General features: G+C 52.6%; 15 protein-coding genes. 9 read left to right on the top strand and 6 right to left on the bottom strand.

Translation table 11 applies throughout. The features are described from left to right. Nucleotides 1–96 precede the first annotated feature (96 nt). Entirely contained in the window at nucleotides 97–336 is a 240-nt protein-coding gene (locus tag ACESQ2_RS25315; RefSeq protein ID WP_049070000.1) for a DUF1435 domain-containing protein, read from the bottom strand. 263 nt (nucleotides 337–599) lie between these two features. Between ACESQ2_RS25315 and ACESQ2_RS25320 the strand changes: the two genes are divergently transcribed. Beyond that, complete coding sequence (locus ACESQ2_RS25320; RefSeq protein ID WP_049069995.1) at nucleotides 600–1,646, top strand: GGDEF domain-containing protein; 1,047 nt, start codon at nucleotides 600–602, stop codon at nucleotides 1,644–1,646. Between the two features lie 107 nt (nucleotides 1,647–1,753). Continuing rightward, nucleotides 1,754–2,542, top strand: a complete 789-nt coding sequence (fhuF, locus tag ACESQ2_RS25325) for a siderophore-iron reductase FhuF (protein ID WP_025106870.1) — start codon at nucleotides 1,754–1,756, stop codon at nucleotides 2,540–2,542. Between the two features lie 46 nt (nucleotides 2,543–2,588). Here the strand turns inward: fhuF and ACESQ2_RS25330 are convergent, their stop codons facing one another. Continuing rightward, nucleotides 2,589–3,932, bottom strand: coding sequence for a PTS sugar transporter subunit IIC (locus tag ACESQ2_RS25330; RefSeq protein WP_025106871.1), 1,344 nt, complete (start codon nucleotides 3,930–3,932; stop codon nucleotides 2,589–2,591). A 340-nt stretch (nucleotides 3,933–4,272) separates the two neighbouring features. Between ACESQ2_RS25330 and ACESQ2_RS25335 the strand changes: the two genes are divergently transcribed. After that, nucleotides 4,273–4,731, top strand: a complete 459-nt coding sequence (locus tag ACESQ2_RS25335; protein ID WP_014227821.1) for a YbaK/EbsC family protein — start codon at nucleotides 4,273–4,275, stop codon at nucleotides 4,729–4,731. A 13-nt stretch (nucleotides 4,732–4,744) separates the two neighbouring features. On the opposite strand, the gene bglJ is transcribed toward ACESQ2_RS25335, so the two are convergent. From bglJ to pobA, 4 genes are all read right to left on the bottom strand, one after another. Further along, the gene (gene bglJ, locus ACESQ2_RS25340) at nucleotides 4,745–5,425 is read right to left on the bottom strand and encodes a DNA-binding transcriptional activator BglJ (protein ID WP_025106872.1); all 681 of its coding nucleotides are present in this window, start codon (nucleotides 5,423–5,425) and stop codon (nucleotides 4,745–4,747) included. Beyond that, nucleotides 5,386–6,108, bottom strand: coding sequence for a LuxR C-terminal-related transcriptional regulator (locus tag ACESQ2_RS25345; RefSeq protein ID WP_014227819.1), 723 nt, complete (start codon nucleotides 6,106–6,108; stop codon nucleotides 5,386–5,388). The genes bglJ and ACESQ2_RS25345 overlap by 40 nt, the downstream gene beginning before the upstream one ends. Before the next feature lie 278 nt (nucleotides 6,109–6,386). Beyond that, nucleotides 6,387–7,256, bottom strand: a complete 870-nt coding sequence (locus ACESQ2_RS25350) for a helix-turn-helix domain-containing protein (RefSeq protein ID WP_049069994.1) — start codon at nucleotides 7,254–7,256, stop codon at nucleotides 6,387–6,389. 22 nt (nucleotides 7,257–7,278) lie between these two features. Beyond that, nucleotides 7,279–8,463, bottom strand: a complete 1,185-nt coding sequence (gene pobA / locus ACESQ2_RS25355; protein ID WP_373171492.1) for a 4-hydroxybenzoate 3-monooxygenase — start codon at nucleotides 8,461–8,463, stop codon at nucleotides 7,279–7,281. Nucleotides 8,464–8,746: 283 nt separating this feature from the next. Between pobA and ACESQ2_RS25360 the strand changes: the two genes are divergently transcribed. From ACESQ2_RS25360 to opgB, 6 genes are all read left to right on the top strand, one after another. Next, complete coding sequence (locus tag ACESQ2_RS25360) at nucleotides 8,747–9,523, top strand: threonine/serine exporter ThrE family protein (protein ID WP_373171494.1); 777 nt, start codon at nucleotides 8,747–8,749, stop codon at nucleotides 9,521–9,523. After that, complete coding sequence (locus tag ACESQ2_RS25365; RefSeq protein ID WP_004098364.1) at nucleotides 9,514–9,987, top strand: threonine/serine exporter; 474 nt, start codon at nucleotides 9,514–9,516, stop codon at nucleotides 9,985–9,987. Before ACESQ2_RS25360 ends, ACESQ2_RS25365 begins: the two co-directional genes overlap by 10 nt. A 108-nt stretch (nucleotides 9,988–10,095) precedes the next feature. After that, complete coding sequence (gene dnaT / locus ACESQ2_RS25370) at nucleotides 10,096–10,635, top strand: primosomal protein DnaT (protein WP_009652817.1); 540 nt, start codon at nucleotides 10,096–10,098, stop codon at nucleotides 10,633–10,635. A gap of 2 nt (nucleotides 10,636–10,637) precedes the next feature. After that, entirely contained in the window at nucleotides 10,638–11,375 is a 738-nt protein-coding gene (gene dnaC, locus ACESQ2_RS25375) for a DNA replication protein DnaC (protein WP_014227813.1), read from the top strand. 65 nt (nucleotides 11,376–11,440) lie between these two features. Beyond that, entirely contained in the window at nucleotides 11,441–11,935 is a 495-nt protein-coding gene (locus tag ACESQ2_RS25380; protein ID WP_014227812.1) for a DUF2501 domain-containing protein, read from the top strand. Between the two features lie 257 nt (nucleotides 11,936–12,192). Next, complete coding sequence (gene opgB / locus ACESQ2_RS25385; RefSeq protein ID WP_373171496.1) at nucleotides 12,193–14,484, top strand: phosphatidylglycerol--membrane-oligosaccharide glycerophosphotransferase; 2,292 nt, start codon at nucleotides 12,193–12,195, stop codon at nucleotides 14,482–14,484. The last annotated feature ends 46 nt before the right edge of the window (nucleotides 14,485–14,530 follow it).

Genomic DNA, 14,530 nt, shown 5'->3' on the forward strand with positions numbered 1-14,530 from the left:
CGGAATTGGTAGACGCGCTAGCTTCAGGTGTTAGTGTCCTTACGGACGTGGGGGTTCAAGTCCCCCCCCTCGCACCAATATTCTTACCCTTCCGTTTTATCCCATCAGCTTCAAATTCATTATTACCAGCATCATCCCACTGACCAGCGCCACGCATGATGGCAGCAGAATAAAGTGCCTTAGCTGACGGTGCCAAATCATCACCGCTGACATGAGCATTCCCAGCGTCACCAATCCGCGCCAGGCATCTACCGACAAATCGGCAAACCCGAGGACGGCAATCAGTACGCCAGGGATCAACACGCCCCATCCACTCCCTAAAGTTCGCTGCAACATGTTTTCGCCTCTCACAACGATAATGATAACCAATATCATATGGTAATTTTTATCATTTGTCATCCCGGGAAAATAGCGCGTCCTTATTCTTTACGTTTGTGGTAATGACATACATTCATGAAGGTGATAAATTAAGCGGCAAAAAATAATATATTAAATTATCTGATTATTTCGTAAAAACCTTATTTTGCGCACTGTTTTTTATTATTCACTTCAAACTAACATCACATTGAATTTTAACGATTAATAATGACAACTCCGACATGACTGCACAATCCTGGCGCTCCCATTACGAACAGAAATATCAGTATTCCTTACGGCTATTTTTACTGCTTAATTTAGTTTCATCCGTCTTATCCCTTGTCAGCCCGCTCTTTACCGTCATCACTTTTACATTACCCTGTTTTCTGATAGTTGCCTGCAGCACGGTCCTGCTGCTATGGCACTGTAAATTCTCTCAGCACAAAATAAATATTCCGGTTATTTCTCTGCTATTTGGCCTGCTTTGGGCGTGGCACGTTGCGCTAAAAGCAATGGTGATGGGGCCGCCGCATTTTAACTACCTGGTGATCGCCTTATTAAGCGTGTTATTTATTGGCACCATTGCTTTTTCCAGCAATATCATTGGCTTTACTTTGCACTCTTTACCCACATACCTTATCTGCCTGATTCTTGGCGGAGGAGAACAATGGCTGCGCATGTCCTGGTGCTTTCTGTTGCCTATTGCCGGTATCACCCTGCAAAGCCTTATTCAGAAACGCAGCGATGTATTCACGCAGGGGCTCATGGATAAGCTGCTGAAGGAACGCAATACCCTTAACGATCTCAGTATGTTGGATCCGCTTACCGGTTTGTATAATCGGCGGGGCTTACAAAACCGGCTGGACACCATTCTTTCTCTCGACGGCGACGGGCATTACGTTCTGCTACTGGACATTGATCATTTCAAAGCCTACAACGACCACTACGGGCATATGATGGGCGACCAGGCTTTGATTCAGGTCTCCGCCGCCATTCGTAACGCCGTGCGCTCGCGCGACATCGTTGCCCGCTTTGGCGGCGAGGAGTTTATGGTGCTGTTGACCAGCAGCAGTGCGGAAAACGCCCTTCAGGCCGCAGAGCGCATCCGCCAGCGGGTCTACGATCTAAAAATCCCGCATATGTTTAATGAAAGCGTCGCGACCAACGTGACCATCAGTATCGGCATGACGCCGCTGATGGATGCGGATATCGACAGCGCGCTGAAACGGGCGGACAACGCGCTCTACGAAGCCAAAAATATGGGACGTAACATTATTCTCACCAGCTAGGCCTTTACCGCGCGGCAGGCGTCGCCGCGCGGACAAATCTCTTGCCAAGCCGGTGCCGCGGCATTAGTATCAGAAATCATTATCATTTAGATTTGTATCTGGCACCGATGGCTTACCGTTCACTTGCATTCAACAATGAGATCATCTGGCGGGCTCCGCTCCCTTCGGCTGAGCGTGAACTGGCGAACGCAATACGGGACAAGATTACCGCGTTACGTCCGCATCTGCTGGATTTTATCCGTCTGAATGAAGAAGCCCCTCACCATGCCCTCACCCTGGCTGAGTGGTCGCAGCCCGCGACGCTGAGTTCGTTAATCGCGACGTATTCTGACCATATTTATCGCAACCAGCCCGGGCAAGCCCGTGAGCAAAAACCGCTGCTATCCCTCTGGGCACAATGGTACATCGGTTTACTGGTGCCCCCTTTAATGCTGGCGCTGTTGAGTGAAGAACGCGCCGTTAGCCTGGCGCCGGAGCATTTTCGCGTCGAGTTTCATGAAACAGGCCGTGCCGCCTGTTTCTGGATTGATATCCATTCAGCAGGTACTTCCTCGGCAGAATCCGCGCAGTCCCGGATGGAAAAGCTGGTCACCACCGCTTTGCAACCCGTGGTGCAGGCGCTTGAAGCCACTGGCGATATCAATGGCAAACTTATCTGGAGCAATACGGGTTATTTGATTAACTGGTATCTCGGGGAAATGAGAACCCTGGTCGGAGATGAAAAAGTGGCCGCGCTGCGTCAGCTCTTCTTCTTCAACAAACAGCTATCAGGCGGTGAGGATAACCCGCTGTGGCGTACGGTGGTTTTACGTGAAGGGCAGCTCGTGCGCCGCACCTGTTGCCAGCGCTATCGCCTGCCGGACGTACAGCAGTGCGGGGACTGTACGCTGAAATAATCGATGGTGAAAACAAACGGGCGGCTATTCAGCCGCCCGTTTGTTTTTATGCCGTTTGCTGACTCTCTTCCGCCATGCGCTGCGCCTCTTCGGCCTCCTGCGCGAGCAGCTGTTTCTCGTACACCTTGAAGAACGGGAAGTAGATAATCGCCGAAACGCAGGCCAGGACGACCACCAGAATCGCCGCCCGGAAATCCCACCCCAGCGCCCACGCGCCGCCAATCGGCGCCGGAGCAGTCCACGGAACAACCGAAATCACCCGGCCGATAAGATCCAGCTTCATTGCCGCCCAGGCCAGTACGGCGTTAACCATCGGCGCCAGCAGGAAGGGAATAAAGAACACCGGGTTCATCACGATAGGGGTGCCAAAAATAACCGGCTCGTTAATGTTAAACAGGCTTGGCACCACGCTCAGACGGCCAATCGAACGCAGATGCGCGGAGCGGCTGCGCAGATAGCAGAATACCAGCCCCATCGTCGCCCCTGAACCGCCAATCACAATAAAGAATGTCCAGAACGCTTCCATAAAGATATGCGGCAGCGGAGCCCCCTGAGCCAGGGCCTGCTGGTTCATGCCGAGGTTAGTGAGCCAGAACATTTGCAGCATGCCGGAAACAATGGCCGCACCGTGGATCCCCGCAAACCACAGCAGGTGGCCCACCAGAACCGCCAACAAAATTGCGGGTAAGGAGTCCGCTGCGGAAACCAGCGGCTTAAAGATAGCCATAATCGCCTGAGGGATTAGCATATCGAAATGATGCTGAATAAGCAGGCTCAGGGGATAGAGCGTCAGGACGACAACCAGTACCGGGATCAACAGATCAAACGAGTTTTTGATCATCGGCGGCACCTGATCCGGCAGGCGAATACCGATATTATGCGCCTTCAGGAAGCGCATCATTTCAACGCAGTAGACCGCCACCAGAATCGCCGTAAATATGCCCGTTCCTCCCAGGCTATCTACCGGCAGGTTGCCGTTCGTTTTTGGCGCCGCCACCAGCAGGAAGGCCATGATCGACAGCATGGCGCACATAAAGGGGTCGAGCTGATTGGTTTTTTCGTAATGCTTGCCGAGGTTATAGGCGATCGCGGCGCAAATGTAGATCGACATAATGCCCATCGTCATATCGAACGGCGTCAGAATTCGTCCTTCAAACTCTTTTGCCAGATCCAGCCAGGCGCGGGCAAATCCCCATGTGGTATCCGGTGAAAACGGCGGATACGCAAATACCAGCAGAAAAGAGCCGACAATCATAAACGGCATGGCGGAGATAAAACCGTCGCGGATTGCCATAACGTGGCGCTGAGACGAGATGCGTCCAGCGACAGGGCTGATGTAATTTTCTACGAAGCGAAATATCAGATTAAATGCAGCATGGTTAGCAGACATAGCAGCCCTCCTGACAGGCTAGATGAACAGGCCCAACAACGATTATCTTGCCGTTATGATGAACCCGCTTCGGCGAGGGGGTTACCCAATCGGGTAGCCTGCTGGCCCGACTGCTCAACCAGGTTCGATTCATCTTCGGCTCTTTGTTATAGGTGACGCAGGGAAGTTACCTTGTCAGTATTCCTGTCTCCGTGAATAACCGCAACCGGTTACAGTAACCGGTTGCGGTGAATGTGAAGGAGATCCAGAAATTAAAAAGAATCTTGATTCTCTACCATGGATATTTACACTTTGCGAAGCTTGTGACAGATTTTTAACAAGCCTTAATCAGGAGATTCCAATGAGTCTGCAGTCCGTGCGGCAGTTTTTTACTGACCACGCCCCCGATATCGAAATCATCGAACTTACTCAGAGCACGGCCACGGTAGCGTTAGCCGCAGCGGCGCATAACGTTGAACCCGGGCAAATCGCCAAGACCCTGTCTTTAAAAATAAAAGAAAGGGTTGTTCTCGTTGTCGCGAAAGGCGATGCGCGCCTGGATAATAAAAAGCTAAAGGAAGCCTTTGGCGCTAAAGCCCGTATGCTAAGCAGCGATGAGGTCATTACGCTAACGGGACACCCCATTGGCGGCGTCTGCCCATTTGGCCTGGAAGTTCCGCTGGCTGTGTACTGCGATATCTCACTGAGGCAGTACCCGGAAGTGCTGCCAGCAGCAGGTTCAATATATAGCGCCGTTCGTATTTCACCTGAACGGTTGGCGCAGCTGACTGATGCTAAGTGGATTGACGTGTGTCTTTAACAGACCGCTGAGGTTACTGAGCAAGGCGCATCACCGTGGCATCATCATTATTCGCCGACAGGCGCATGAGTATGTCTGCCGCGCTCAGTAGTCCCATATCAGAACTGACGCCGAGCTTGGTCATGGCGTTAAACTTATGGGCCCGAATCGTTTTGATATTGCGTTCCAGCTGCGTCGCTATTTCCGGCAACGAGTAGCCATAAGACATATATCGCAGGATGGTATGTTCCGTTGGGCTCAAAAGTTGGCTATAGATACTCTGCTTTTGGCTTAACGAGCTCTCATTCGCCGGATAGCTACGATCGAGAAGCTGAAGCAAGCACTCCTGCAGCTGTAGCCGACAGGCCGATTTATTCAAAATACCGTGTAAGCGAGAAGGCGTCAGATGGCTGACCAAACGCATTTCCGCTTCATCATTAGCTAAGATAATTCTTTGCGTGTCGGGACAATAACGCGCGATCTCATGGAGAAAGAGCAAGCTTTCAAGTCGGGATCTGCGGTTACCTGAAAGTGAAAAAATAATCGCAGAAAAATCTCTCGCCTGAAACTCCCGTTTTAATGCCATCGTATCTTTAAAGAACTGAATACGATAATTCTTACCACTTTCATTAATTAATATGTGGCGAAGCGCCACTTCTGTCATCGCACATTTCTCTACGATAGCGACATATCTTGTTGTGAGGTCTTTTTCCATTCTGTTTGATCTCCATAGGCTGAATAAATATTCAGCTCCTTCATTCCCTGTGCACTATTAATCCAGGCATACATCTCTGCATTACTACGCAAAGATAAGCGGCGCATAGCACTATTTTTCTGCGCACTTATGGTTTTATTGCTCTTCTTCAATAAAGCAGCAATTTGATTAATTCCCCATCCTTTTGCAAGAAGCCTCAACACCTTACGCTCAGAAAGAGTCAGAATAACCAGCTTTTGCGGTTCTTCATCGATGCGTTCTACCTCAGGAGAGAACAACGTCTGGCTAATTCGTTCAGCGGCAAGTCCACCCGCGCGCACAACCTCAATGAGACGTTTTACCGGCTCGCTGTCCGAAATTAATGTACTTTCAGGACGCATTAATAATTGAACAGCTAACGGAAAACAGGCGTTGCCTACCATAAAGACCCAGTGTATATCCCTGTATTGAGTCATTAAAGAGTAGTAATGTTCGCAAATATTTCTTGGATGCTCTATTTCACCGGACAAGTCAGCAATGACTAACACTGCACGACGCAGCTGCAGCAAGGTTAGCTCATCCTGAGAACGACAAAAACTCAATTCATAATCAGGGAGATGCTCCCCAACGATGGCTTTTAAGCCGGACTGCATAACCGGTATTCTGCTGATAATAATGCCGAACTTACCTTGTCCTGGTAACATAAACCCTCCGCTTCCTGTCGAAGACTCACCGCCGGCGGAAAAACAATTGGATGCATAATTTAATAGTCATCGTAATTATTTTGCCCAAATGAATCTTTATCATCCCTGGCGGGTGCGCGATATCGCACCCTAAAGCCAACTTAATAATGAGGAGTAACATATTGCTGTTATCCATACCAATGATTAACATTAACACAGGTAGTTGTCATCAATAAATTAGAAATGGTTAACATCGTCGTTAGATACGCTAACTTAAGATATATTAAATAAAGATTTATTTATTTTATTTTTTTCCTAAATACTTTTGGTGATTCACCGCTATAGCGACGAAAGAAGCGAGAAAAATAGGCCGCATCAGTAAACCCTAAGTAATCAGAAAGTTGAGCGATAGTCATGCTGGTGTACTGCAGGTTGCGACGCGCCTCAAGCATCAACCTTTGATGTAAAACTCCCAGTGCGCTGCAGCCATAAAATTCATGACACAAATAATTCAAATGAGTCGCAGACACCCCCACCTCCCTGGCATACCCGGCTAATGGCATATGTTCACGATAGTGGCTTTCGATAAGGCGCGAGAAATGACGCATGACGCTCCGCTTACGTTCCGCTTTGTCCTCCGTTATGAGCTGCGGTTGATATTGCCGATTCAGCCAGACCAACAGCGCTCCCAGCAGTGAATGAAGCATCATTTCGCGCGCATCGTAATCTTCGCGGTACTCCTCTTGCAAAGCGGTAAACAGCGCCCGGATATGGCCCCGGGAGCTCTTCACCGGCACGCAACGCGGGTGGCCGAGCACATCCAGCTGACTGCCAAACTGATTTTCAAGGCTTCCGAGCAGCGGCAGCGCCAGCGACAAAACGTAGCCCTCCGTACCCGGCGAAAAGCGAAATCCATGAATACATAGCGCCGGAACCACCTGAATACAGGACTCCGTCATCACGGTCGTCGCGCCTTCGATTTCAATCTCCGCCTGCCCTTTATGCAGATACAGTAGCTGCACCAGCTCTGCGTGCTGATGCACGCGGATATGCCATTCATAAAGATGGCTGCGCTGGAGTATGGACTCACAGTGCAGAAGATCGGGCGTTGGCCAGCCCTGATCTTCGCCATACAGTTTGAAAACGGGAATGGTACTCGCTGCCTGCATCACGACTCCAGAGCCTTTTCTATTACGCCACGCGTTCCATCGGCAGACCCACATAGTTTTCAGCGATAGTGGTTAACCCGGCGCGTGATTCAAGATAGTAGCGACGATCCGCCGCCTGCATTTTTCTGTCGAACTCGCTTTGTTGCGGAAAATCATGCAGCAGACGCGTCATAAACCAGCTGAATCGCTCACCTTTCCACACCCGATCCAGCGCCAAACGCGAGTAGCTTGCTAAAAGGTCAATACGGCCATGGTGATAATACTCACGCAGGATCCGCCAAAGATAGTTCACATCGGACGCCGCGAGATTCAGCCCCTTCGCCCCGGTAGGCGGTACGATATGCGCCGCATCTCCCAGCAGAAATAGCCTCCCGTACTGCATCGGCTCCACTACATAGCTGCGCAGCGGCGCGATACTCTTCTCAAGTGAGTGACCGGTTACTAACTTATTGGTCAGCTCATCAGGGAGACGCCGCTTGAGCTCAGTCCAGAAGCGTTCATCAGACCACTCCTCCACCTTTTCGCTAAGCGGTACCTGCAGATAATAGCGGCTTCGAGTTAGTGAGCGCTGACTACAGAGCACAAACCCCCGCTCGTGGTGGGCGTAAATCAGCTCCGGGTTCACCGGTGGCGTATCGGCCAGCAGCCCGAGCCAGCCAAACGGCCAGACGCTCTCGTACTCTTTCAGCACCCCTGCCGGGATGCTCTGGCGGGACACGCCGTGAAAGCCGTCGCAGCCGGCAATAAAGTCGCACTCAAGGCGGCAGTTTTCGCCATTGCTGATAAAAGAGACCGACGGTCGATCGCTTTTTGCCTCATTAATGGTGACATCGCTGACGCCATAAATCGTCGCTGCCCCGCATGCCTCCCGCGCCGCCATCAAATCCCGCGTCACTTCAGTCTGGCCATACACCATCACGCTTTTGCCTGCCGTCAGTTCCGTCAGCGGAACCGGTACGCGCTTGCCCTCAAACAAAAATTCGACACCGTGATGGACCAGCCCTTCCGCATCCATTCGCCGCCCCGCCCCGGCTTCGCGCAGCAGTTCTACCGTTCCGCTTTCCAGAATTCCCGCGCGGATCCTCCCCAGCACATACTCAGACGTCTGTCGCTCAAGGATGACGGTCTGAATCCCGGCGTGATGTAATAACTGCCCCAGCAGGAGTCCCGACGGACCCGCTCCGATAATCGCCACCTGTGTTTTCATCGCATCGCCTCAGCATGGTTAATTATTTGTTTGTTTTTTGTTTATTAAAAGTTTGAATTTGCATTTTTGATAACTCTGATGGGAAAAAGAAGGGAGAAACGGGTGCAAAAATTGGACTTTTCACCAATCTTGCGGAAGTGTGGCAGAGTTCAAATTTGAGGGTTCCCGTAGAGCGGGTGGTTTTTTACACATTGTTTGATCCTGACCGCTCAGCTAAAACAAGACTTCAGGTAAAAGTATCGCCAGACACTACGGCAACGGGCATCACGGACAGCAGGTATTTATGCAAGCAGATCGGGCAACTCAGCGCGCTATCACGCGATTGTGTATTCAATGTGGTCTTTTCTTATTACAACACGGCGCGGAAAGCGCGCTGGTTGAGGAGCTCTCAACCCGTCTGGGTCTGGCCTTAGGGATGGATAGCGTGGAAAGCGCCATCTCTTCGAATGCGATTGTTCTCACCACCATTAAGAATGGGGAGTGTCTGACCTCAACGCGAAAAAACACCGATCGCGGCATCAATATGCACGTCGTCACGGAGGTTCAGCATATTGTGATTATGGCAGAGCATAAGCTGCTGGATTATAAGGATGTCGAAAAGCGATTCGCGCAAATCAAGCCGCTGCGCTATCCGCGCTGGCTGCTGGTTTTCATGGTCGGCCTCTCCTGCGCCTGCTTTTGCAAACTTAACAACGGCGGCTGGGACGGTGCGCTGGTCACCTTCTGCGCCAGTACGGTAGCCATGTATATTCGCCAGGTACTCACCCATCGTTCAATGCATCCGCAAATCAACTTTTGCCTCACCGCCTTCGTCGCAACGACTATCTCCGGGCTGATGCTGCGCCTGCCGGCTTTCGCCAGCACGCCGACGATCGCGATGGCCGCCAGCGTGCTGCTGCTGGTACCCGGTTTTCCGCTGATCAACGCCGTTGCCGACATGTTTAAGGGGCATATCAACACCGGTCTGGCGCGCTGGGCCATTGCCAGCCTGCTGACGCTCGCCACCTGTATCGGCGTGGTGATGGCGATGACGATGTGGGGGCTACGCGGATGGGCATAATTTTCTATCTCTACGAACTGGCGCTGGATATGATGCTGGCAGCCATTCCCGCCGTCGGGTTCGCCATGGTGTTCAACGTCCCGCAGCGGGCGCTGCGCTGGTGCGCGCTGCTGGGCGCTATCGGCCACGGCTCGCGCATGGTCATGATGACGGCGGGTTTTAATATTGAGTGGGCGACGTTTATGGCGGCACTGCTGGTTGGCAGCATCGGTATCCAGTGGTCCCGCTGGTATCTGGCGCACCCGAAGATTTTTACCGTAGCGGCGGTGATCCCGATGTTCCCCGGCATCTCCGCCTATACCGCGATGATTTCAGCGGTGAAAATCAGCCATTTCGGCTACTCGGAAGAGATGATGATTATGCTGCTGAGCAACTTCCTTAAGGCTTCATCGATCGTTGGCGCATTATCCATTGGCTTGTCTATCCCCGGGCTTTGGCTGTATCGCAAGCGTCCGCGCGTCTAGCTAATCGCGCCGCCGGGTCGCCCGCGGCGCTCCTTCCTGAGCGACCTCTATGCTACTATGTGTGCAGCTACCCCTCTCTTTTTAGTTGTTCAGAGTTGAGATTGATTTATGTCTTCACGAATATTAACTACCGATTTTAGCGGTCTGGATGACTTCATGCAGGATCACGCAGCGGTACTGGCAAAATCGGCCAGCGGCGCCGTCGCCGTATTTGCCAACAACGCCCCCGCATTCTATGCGCTGACTCCGGAGCGTCTGGCGCAGCTGCTGGAGCTGGAAGCAAAACTCGCGCGTCCTAACAGCGATATTGCGCTGGACGCGCAGTTTTTTGACGAGCCGACGGCGACCCCCGTTGCGGTTCCGATGGGGAAATTTCCGATGTACGCCGACTGGCAGCCGGATGCGGATTTTCAGCGCCTGGCCGCGCTGTGGGGCATCGCCCTGAGCCAGCCCGTTACGCCGGAAGAGTTGGCGGCATTTGTCGCTTACTGGCAGGCTGAAGGTAAAGTCTTTCATCATGTCCAGTGGCAGCAGAAGCTGGCGCGCAGCGTACAGATTGGCCGGGCCAGCAACGGCGGCCAGCCGCGCCGGGACGTCAACGCGATTAGCGAACCTGATAATCACATTCCACGAGGATTCCGAGGATGAGCATGAAAAATGTCGGCGATTTAATGAAGCGCCTGCAAAAGATGATGCCAGCCCATGTCGAACCCGCGTTTAAGACAGGTGAGGAGCTGCTGGCATGGCAAAAAGAACAGGGCAAGCTGCGTTCTGAGGCGCTGGAACGCGAAAACCGGGCCATGAAAATGCAGCGAACCTTTAACCGCTCCGGCATCCGCCCGCTGCATCAGAACTGTTCGCTGGATAACTACCGGGTGGAGTGTGAGGGCCAGATGATTGCGCTGTCCCGAGCGCGCCAGTACGTCGAGGAGTTCGACGGCAATATCGCCAGCTTTATCTTCTCCGGCAAACCGGGTACCGGAAAAAACCATCTCGCCGCCGCGATCTGCAACGAACTGCTGCTTCGGGGTAAGTCGGTGTTGATTATCACCGTCGCCGATATCATGTCAGCGATGAAAGATACCTTTGGCAACCGGGAAACCAGCGAAGAGCAGTTGCTCACCGACCTGAGCAAGGTGGACCTGCTGGTGATTGACGAAATCGGCATGCAGACGGAATCACGCTACGAAAAAGTGATAATTAACCAGATCGTCGATCGCCGCTCTTCGTCAAAGCGCCCTACCGGTATGTTAACCAACAGCACCATGGACGAGATGAACAAGCTGCTCGGCGAGCGCGTGATGGACCGGATGCGGCTGGGCAATAGTCTGTGGGTTAACTTCAACTGGGACAGCTACCGCGATCGCGTAACCGGAAAAGAGTATTAAGATATTTCTGAACCCCGCCGGCGTTATAATCAGGGGATTATTCAGTCACGGCGAAGAGTACGTCTATGAAATCTGCAAAAACGTTGTTCCGCACGGCAATGGTGGCCGGCGCTTTATTGACCTTTGGCGCGCACGCCACCTCCTGGCAGGATTCGCTCTCCAGCGCCGCTAACCAACTCAGCAGTCAGAGCGGAAGCCAGCAAAGCGGCGGTATGTCCCTCTCTTCGCTGACCGGTTTGCTCAACGGCGGCAGCCAGTCGTTGACTTCCAGCAGCATGAATAATGCCGCCGGGATTATGTCTTACTGCGCGAAACAGAAGCTGGCTTCGGTTACCAATACCGAAAACGTTAAAAATCAGGTTCTGGATAAGCTGGGTCTCAGCACGCCGGAAAAACAAAAAGAGGACACCAGCTATCTTGAGGGCCTTCAGGGCTTGCTGACCAGTAAAGACGGCCAGCAGCTGAATCTGAACACCCTTGGCAGCAGCCCGCTGGCGGAAAAAGTGAAAACCAAAGCCTGCGACCTGGTCTTAAAACAGGGCGTGAGCTTCCTCTCCTGATTTTATCCTCTTAATGCCGCGTTTGGCGGGTTACCCTGGCCTGCGCGGCGGCAACGTCTGTTTTTTAACATCTTTCCCCCAAATCCCTTGGCTGACTGGATGTGAGGCAGTTCAAAAACGGCGATTTCTAAACCAATTCTGAACCACAGCACAAATTCATGACGATACAATTGCGGCAATATTGCGCTGCAATTACAGTGTAGCGTGAAAAAAGATCTATCTGGCCAGCCGACAGCTGGCGTGAATGAGGATGAGCTGTGTCAGAGTTGTTATCCATCGCCCTGTTTCTTGCTTCGGTGATGATTTACGCATTAAAAGCCGGTCGTAATACCTGGTGGTTCGCCGCCACCCTCACGGTGCTGGGCCTGTTCGTTGTTCTGAATATTACCCTCTACGCCAGCAATTACTTCACCGGCGACGGTATCAATGACGCGGTACTTTATACGTTGACCAACAGCCTGACGGGCGCTGGCGTGGGCAAATATATTCTGCCGGGCGTGGGGCTGGTCGTCGCGCTGGTCGCGGTATTTGGCGCACTCGGCTGGGTGCTCCGCCGTCGCCGGCATCATCCTCATCACTTTGGTTATAGCCTGGTGGCGCTGGTTCTGGCGCTGGCGTCAGTGGATGCCAGCCCCGCCTTCCGCCAGATTAGCGAGTTGGTTAAATCCCAGTCCCGCGATGGCGATCCTGACTTTGTGGCTTACTACAAAGAGCCGTCAAAAAGCATCGCCAACCCGAAACTGAACCTGGTGTACATTTACGGCGAAAGCCTTGAGCGCACTTATTTTGATAACGATGCGTTCCCGAACCTGACCCCAGAGCTCGGCAAACTGAAAAGCGAGGGGCTGGACTTCAGCAACACCGCCCAGCTCCCCGGTACCGACTACACGATTGCCGGAATGGTCGCCTCCCAGTGCGGGATCCCGCTGTTTGCGCCGTTTGAAGGCAACGCCTCGGCCTCGGTTTCCAGCTTTTTCCCGCAGAATATCTGCCTTGGAGATATCCTGAAAAACTCGGGTTATGAGAACTACTTTGTGCAGGGCGCTAATCTGCGCTTCGCCGGAAAAGACGTTTTCCTTAAATCTCACGGCTTCGATCATCTGTACGGCGCGGAAGAGCTAAAAACCACGGTCGCCGATCCGACCTATCGTAACGACTGGGGGTTCTACGATGATACGGTTCTTGATGAAACCTGGAAAAAATTCGAAGCGCTTTCGCAGTCAGGAAAACGCTTTTCGCTGTTTGCGCTGACGGTCGATACCCATCATCCGGATGGCTTTATCTCCCGCACCTGCCAGCGTAAAAGCTACGATATGGACGGTAAAAAGAATCTTTCGTTCAGCGCCGTCTCCTGTAGTCAGGAGCATATCGCGGCGTTAATCGAGAAGATTAAAGCTTCGCCGTGGTTCAAAAATACGGTCATCGTGGTGTCATCCGATCACCTGGCAATGAAAAACAGCGCCTGGGACTATCTGAATAAGCAGGATCGCAGCAACCTGTTTTTCGTTCTGCGCGGCGATGAGCCCCAGCAGGATACGCTGGCCATCAAGCGTAATACCATGGATAACGGCGCGACGGTGCTCGATATCCTCGGCGGCGATAACTTTATTGGCCTTGGCCGCAGCAGCCTTTCCGGCGAGTCGCTCTCCGCCGTGTTCCTCAATATGAAAGAGAAGGTGCTGGCGTGGAAGCCGGATATCATCCGCCTGTGGAATTTCCCCAAAGAGATGAAGAATTTCACCGTGGATTCACAGAAGAATATGATCTCCTTCTCCGGCAGCCATTTCCGCCTGCCGCTGCTGCTGCGTATCTCCGATAAGCGCGTTGAGCCGCTGCCGGAAAGCGAATACTCCGCGCCGCTGCGCTTCCAGCTGGCCGATTTCGCGCCGCGCGATAACTTCGTCTGGGTCGACCGCTGCTACAAGATGGGTCAGCTGTGGTCGCCGGAAGTGGCGCTCTCTACCGACTGGTGCGTCTCGCAGGGCCAACTGGGGGGCGAACAGAAAGTCCAGCGCGTCGACAAAACCCAGTGGCAAGGTAAAACCGCGTTCAAAGATACCCTTATCGACATGGAGCGTTATAAAGGCAACGTCGATACGCTGAAGATCGTCGATAACGATATTCGCTATAAAGCTGATAGCTTCCTGTTTAACGTCGCCGGCGCGCCGGAAGAGGTCAAGCAGTTCAGCGGCATCTCCCGACCGGAAACCTGGGGGCGCTGGTCTAATGCCCAGCTCGGCAGTGAAGTGAAAATTGAATATAAAGAGCCGCTGCCGGAGAAATTCGATCTGGTGATTACCGCCAAAGCCTACGGGCCGAATGCCAATAAGCCAATTCCGGTACGGGTGGGCAACAGTGAACAAACGATAACGCTGGCCAATGATGTCACCACCACCACCCTGCATTTCGATAATCCGTCGCGCAGCAATACGTTGACGATTGCGCCGCCGGACCCGCAGTCCACGAACGAGGGCAATATTCTCGGCCACTCTCCGCGTCAGCTGGGCATTGGCATGGTTGAAATCAAAGTGGTGAAAAGCGAAGGATAAGCCATCGTGCCCGGCGGCTTTTTGCGCCGGGCCGTGGTGATGATGG

This window comes from Klebsiella sp. Q11 (assembly GCF_964241505.1).
Taxonomy (GTDB): domain Bacteria; phylum Pseudomonadota; class Gammaproteobacteria; order Enterobacterales; family Enterobacteriaceae; genus Klebsiella; species Klebsiella michiganensis.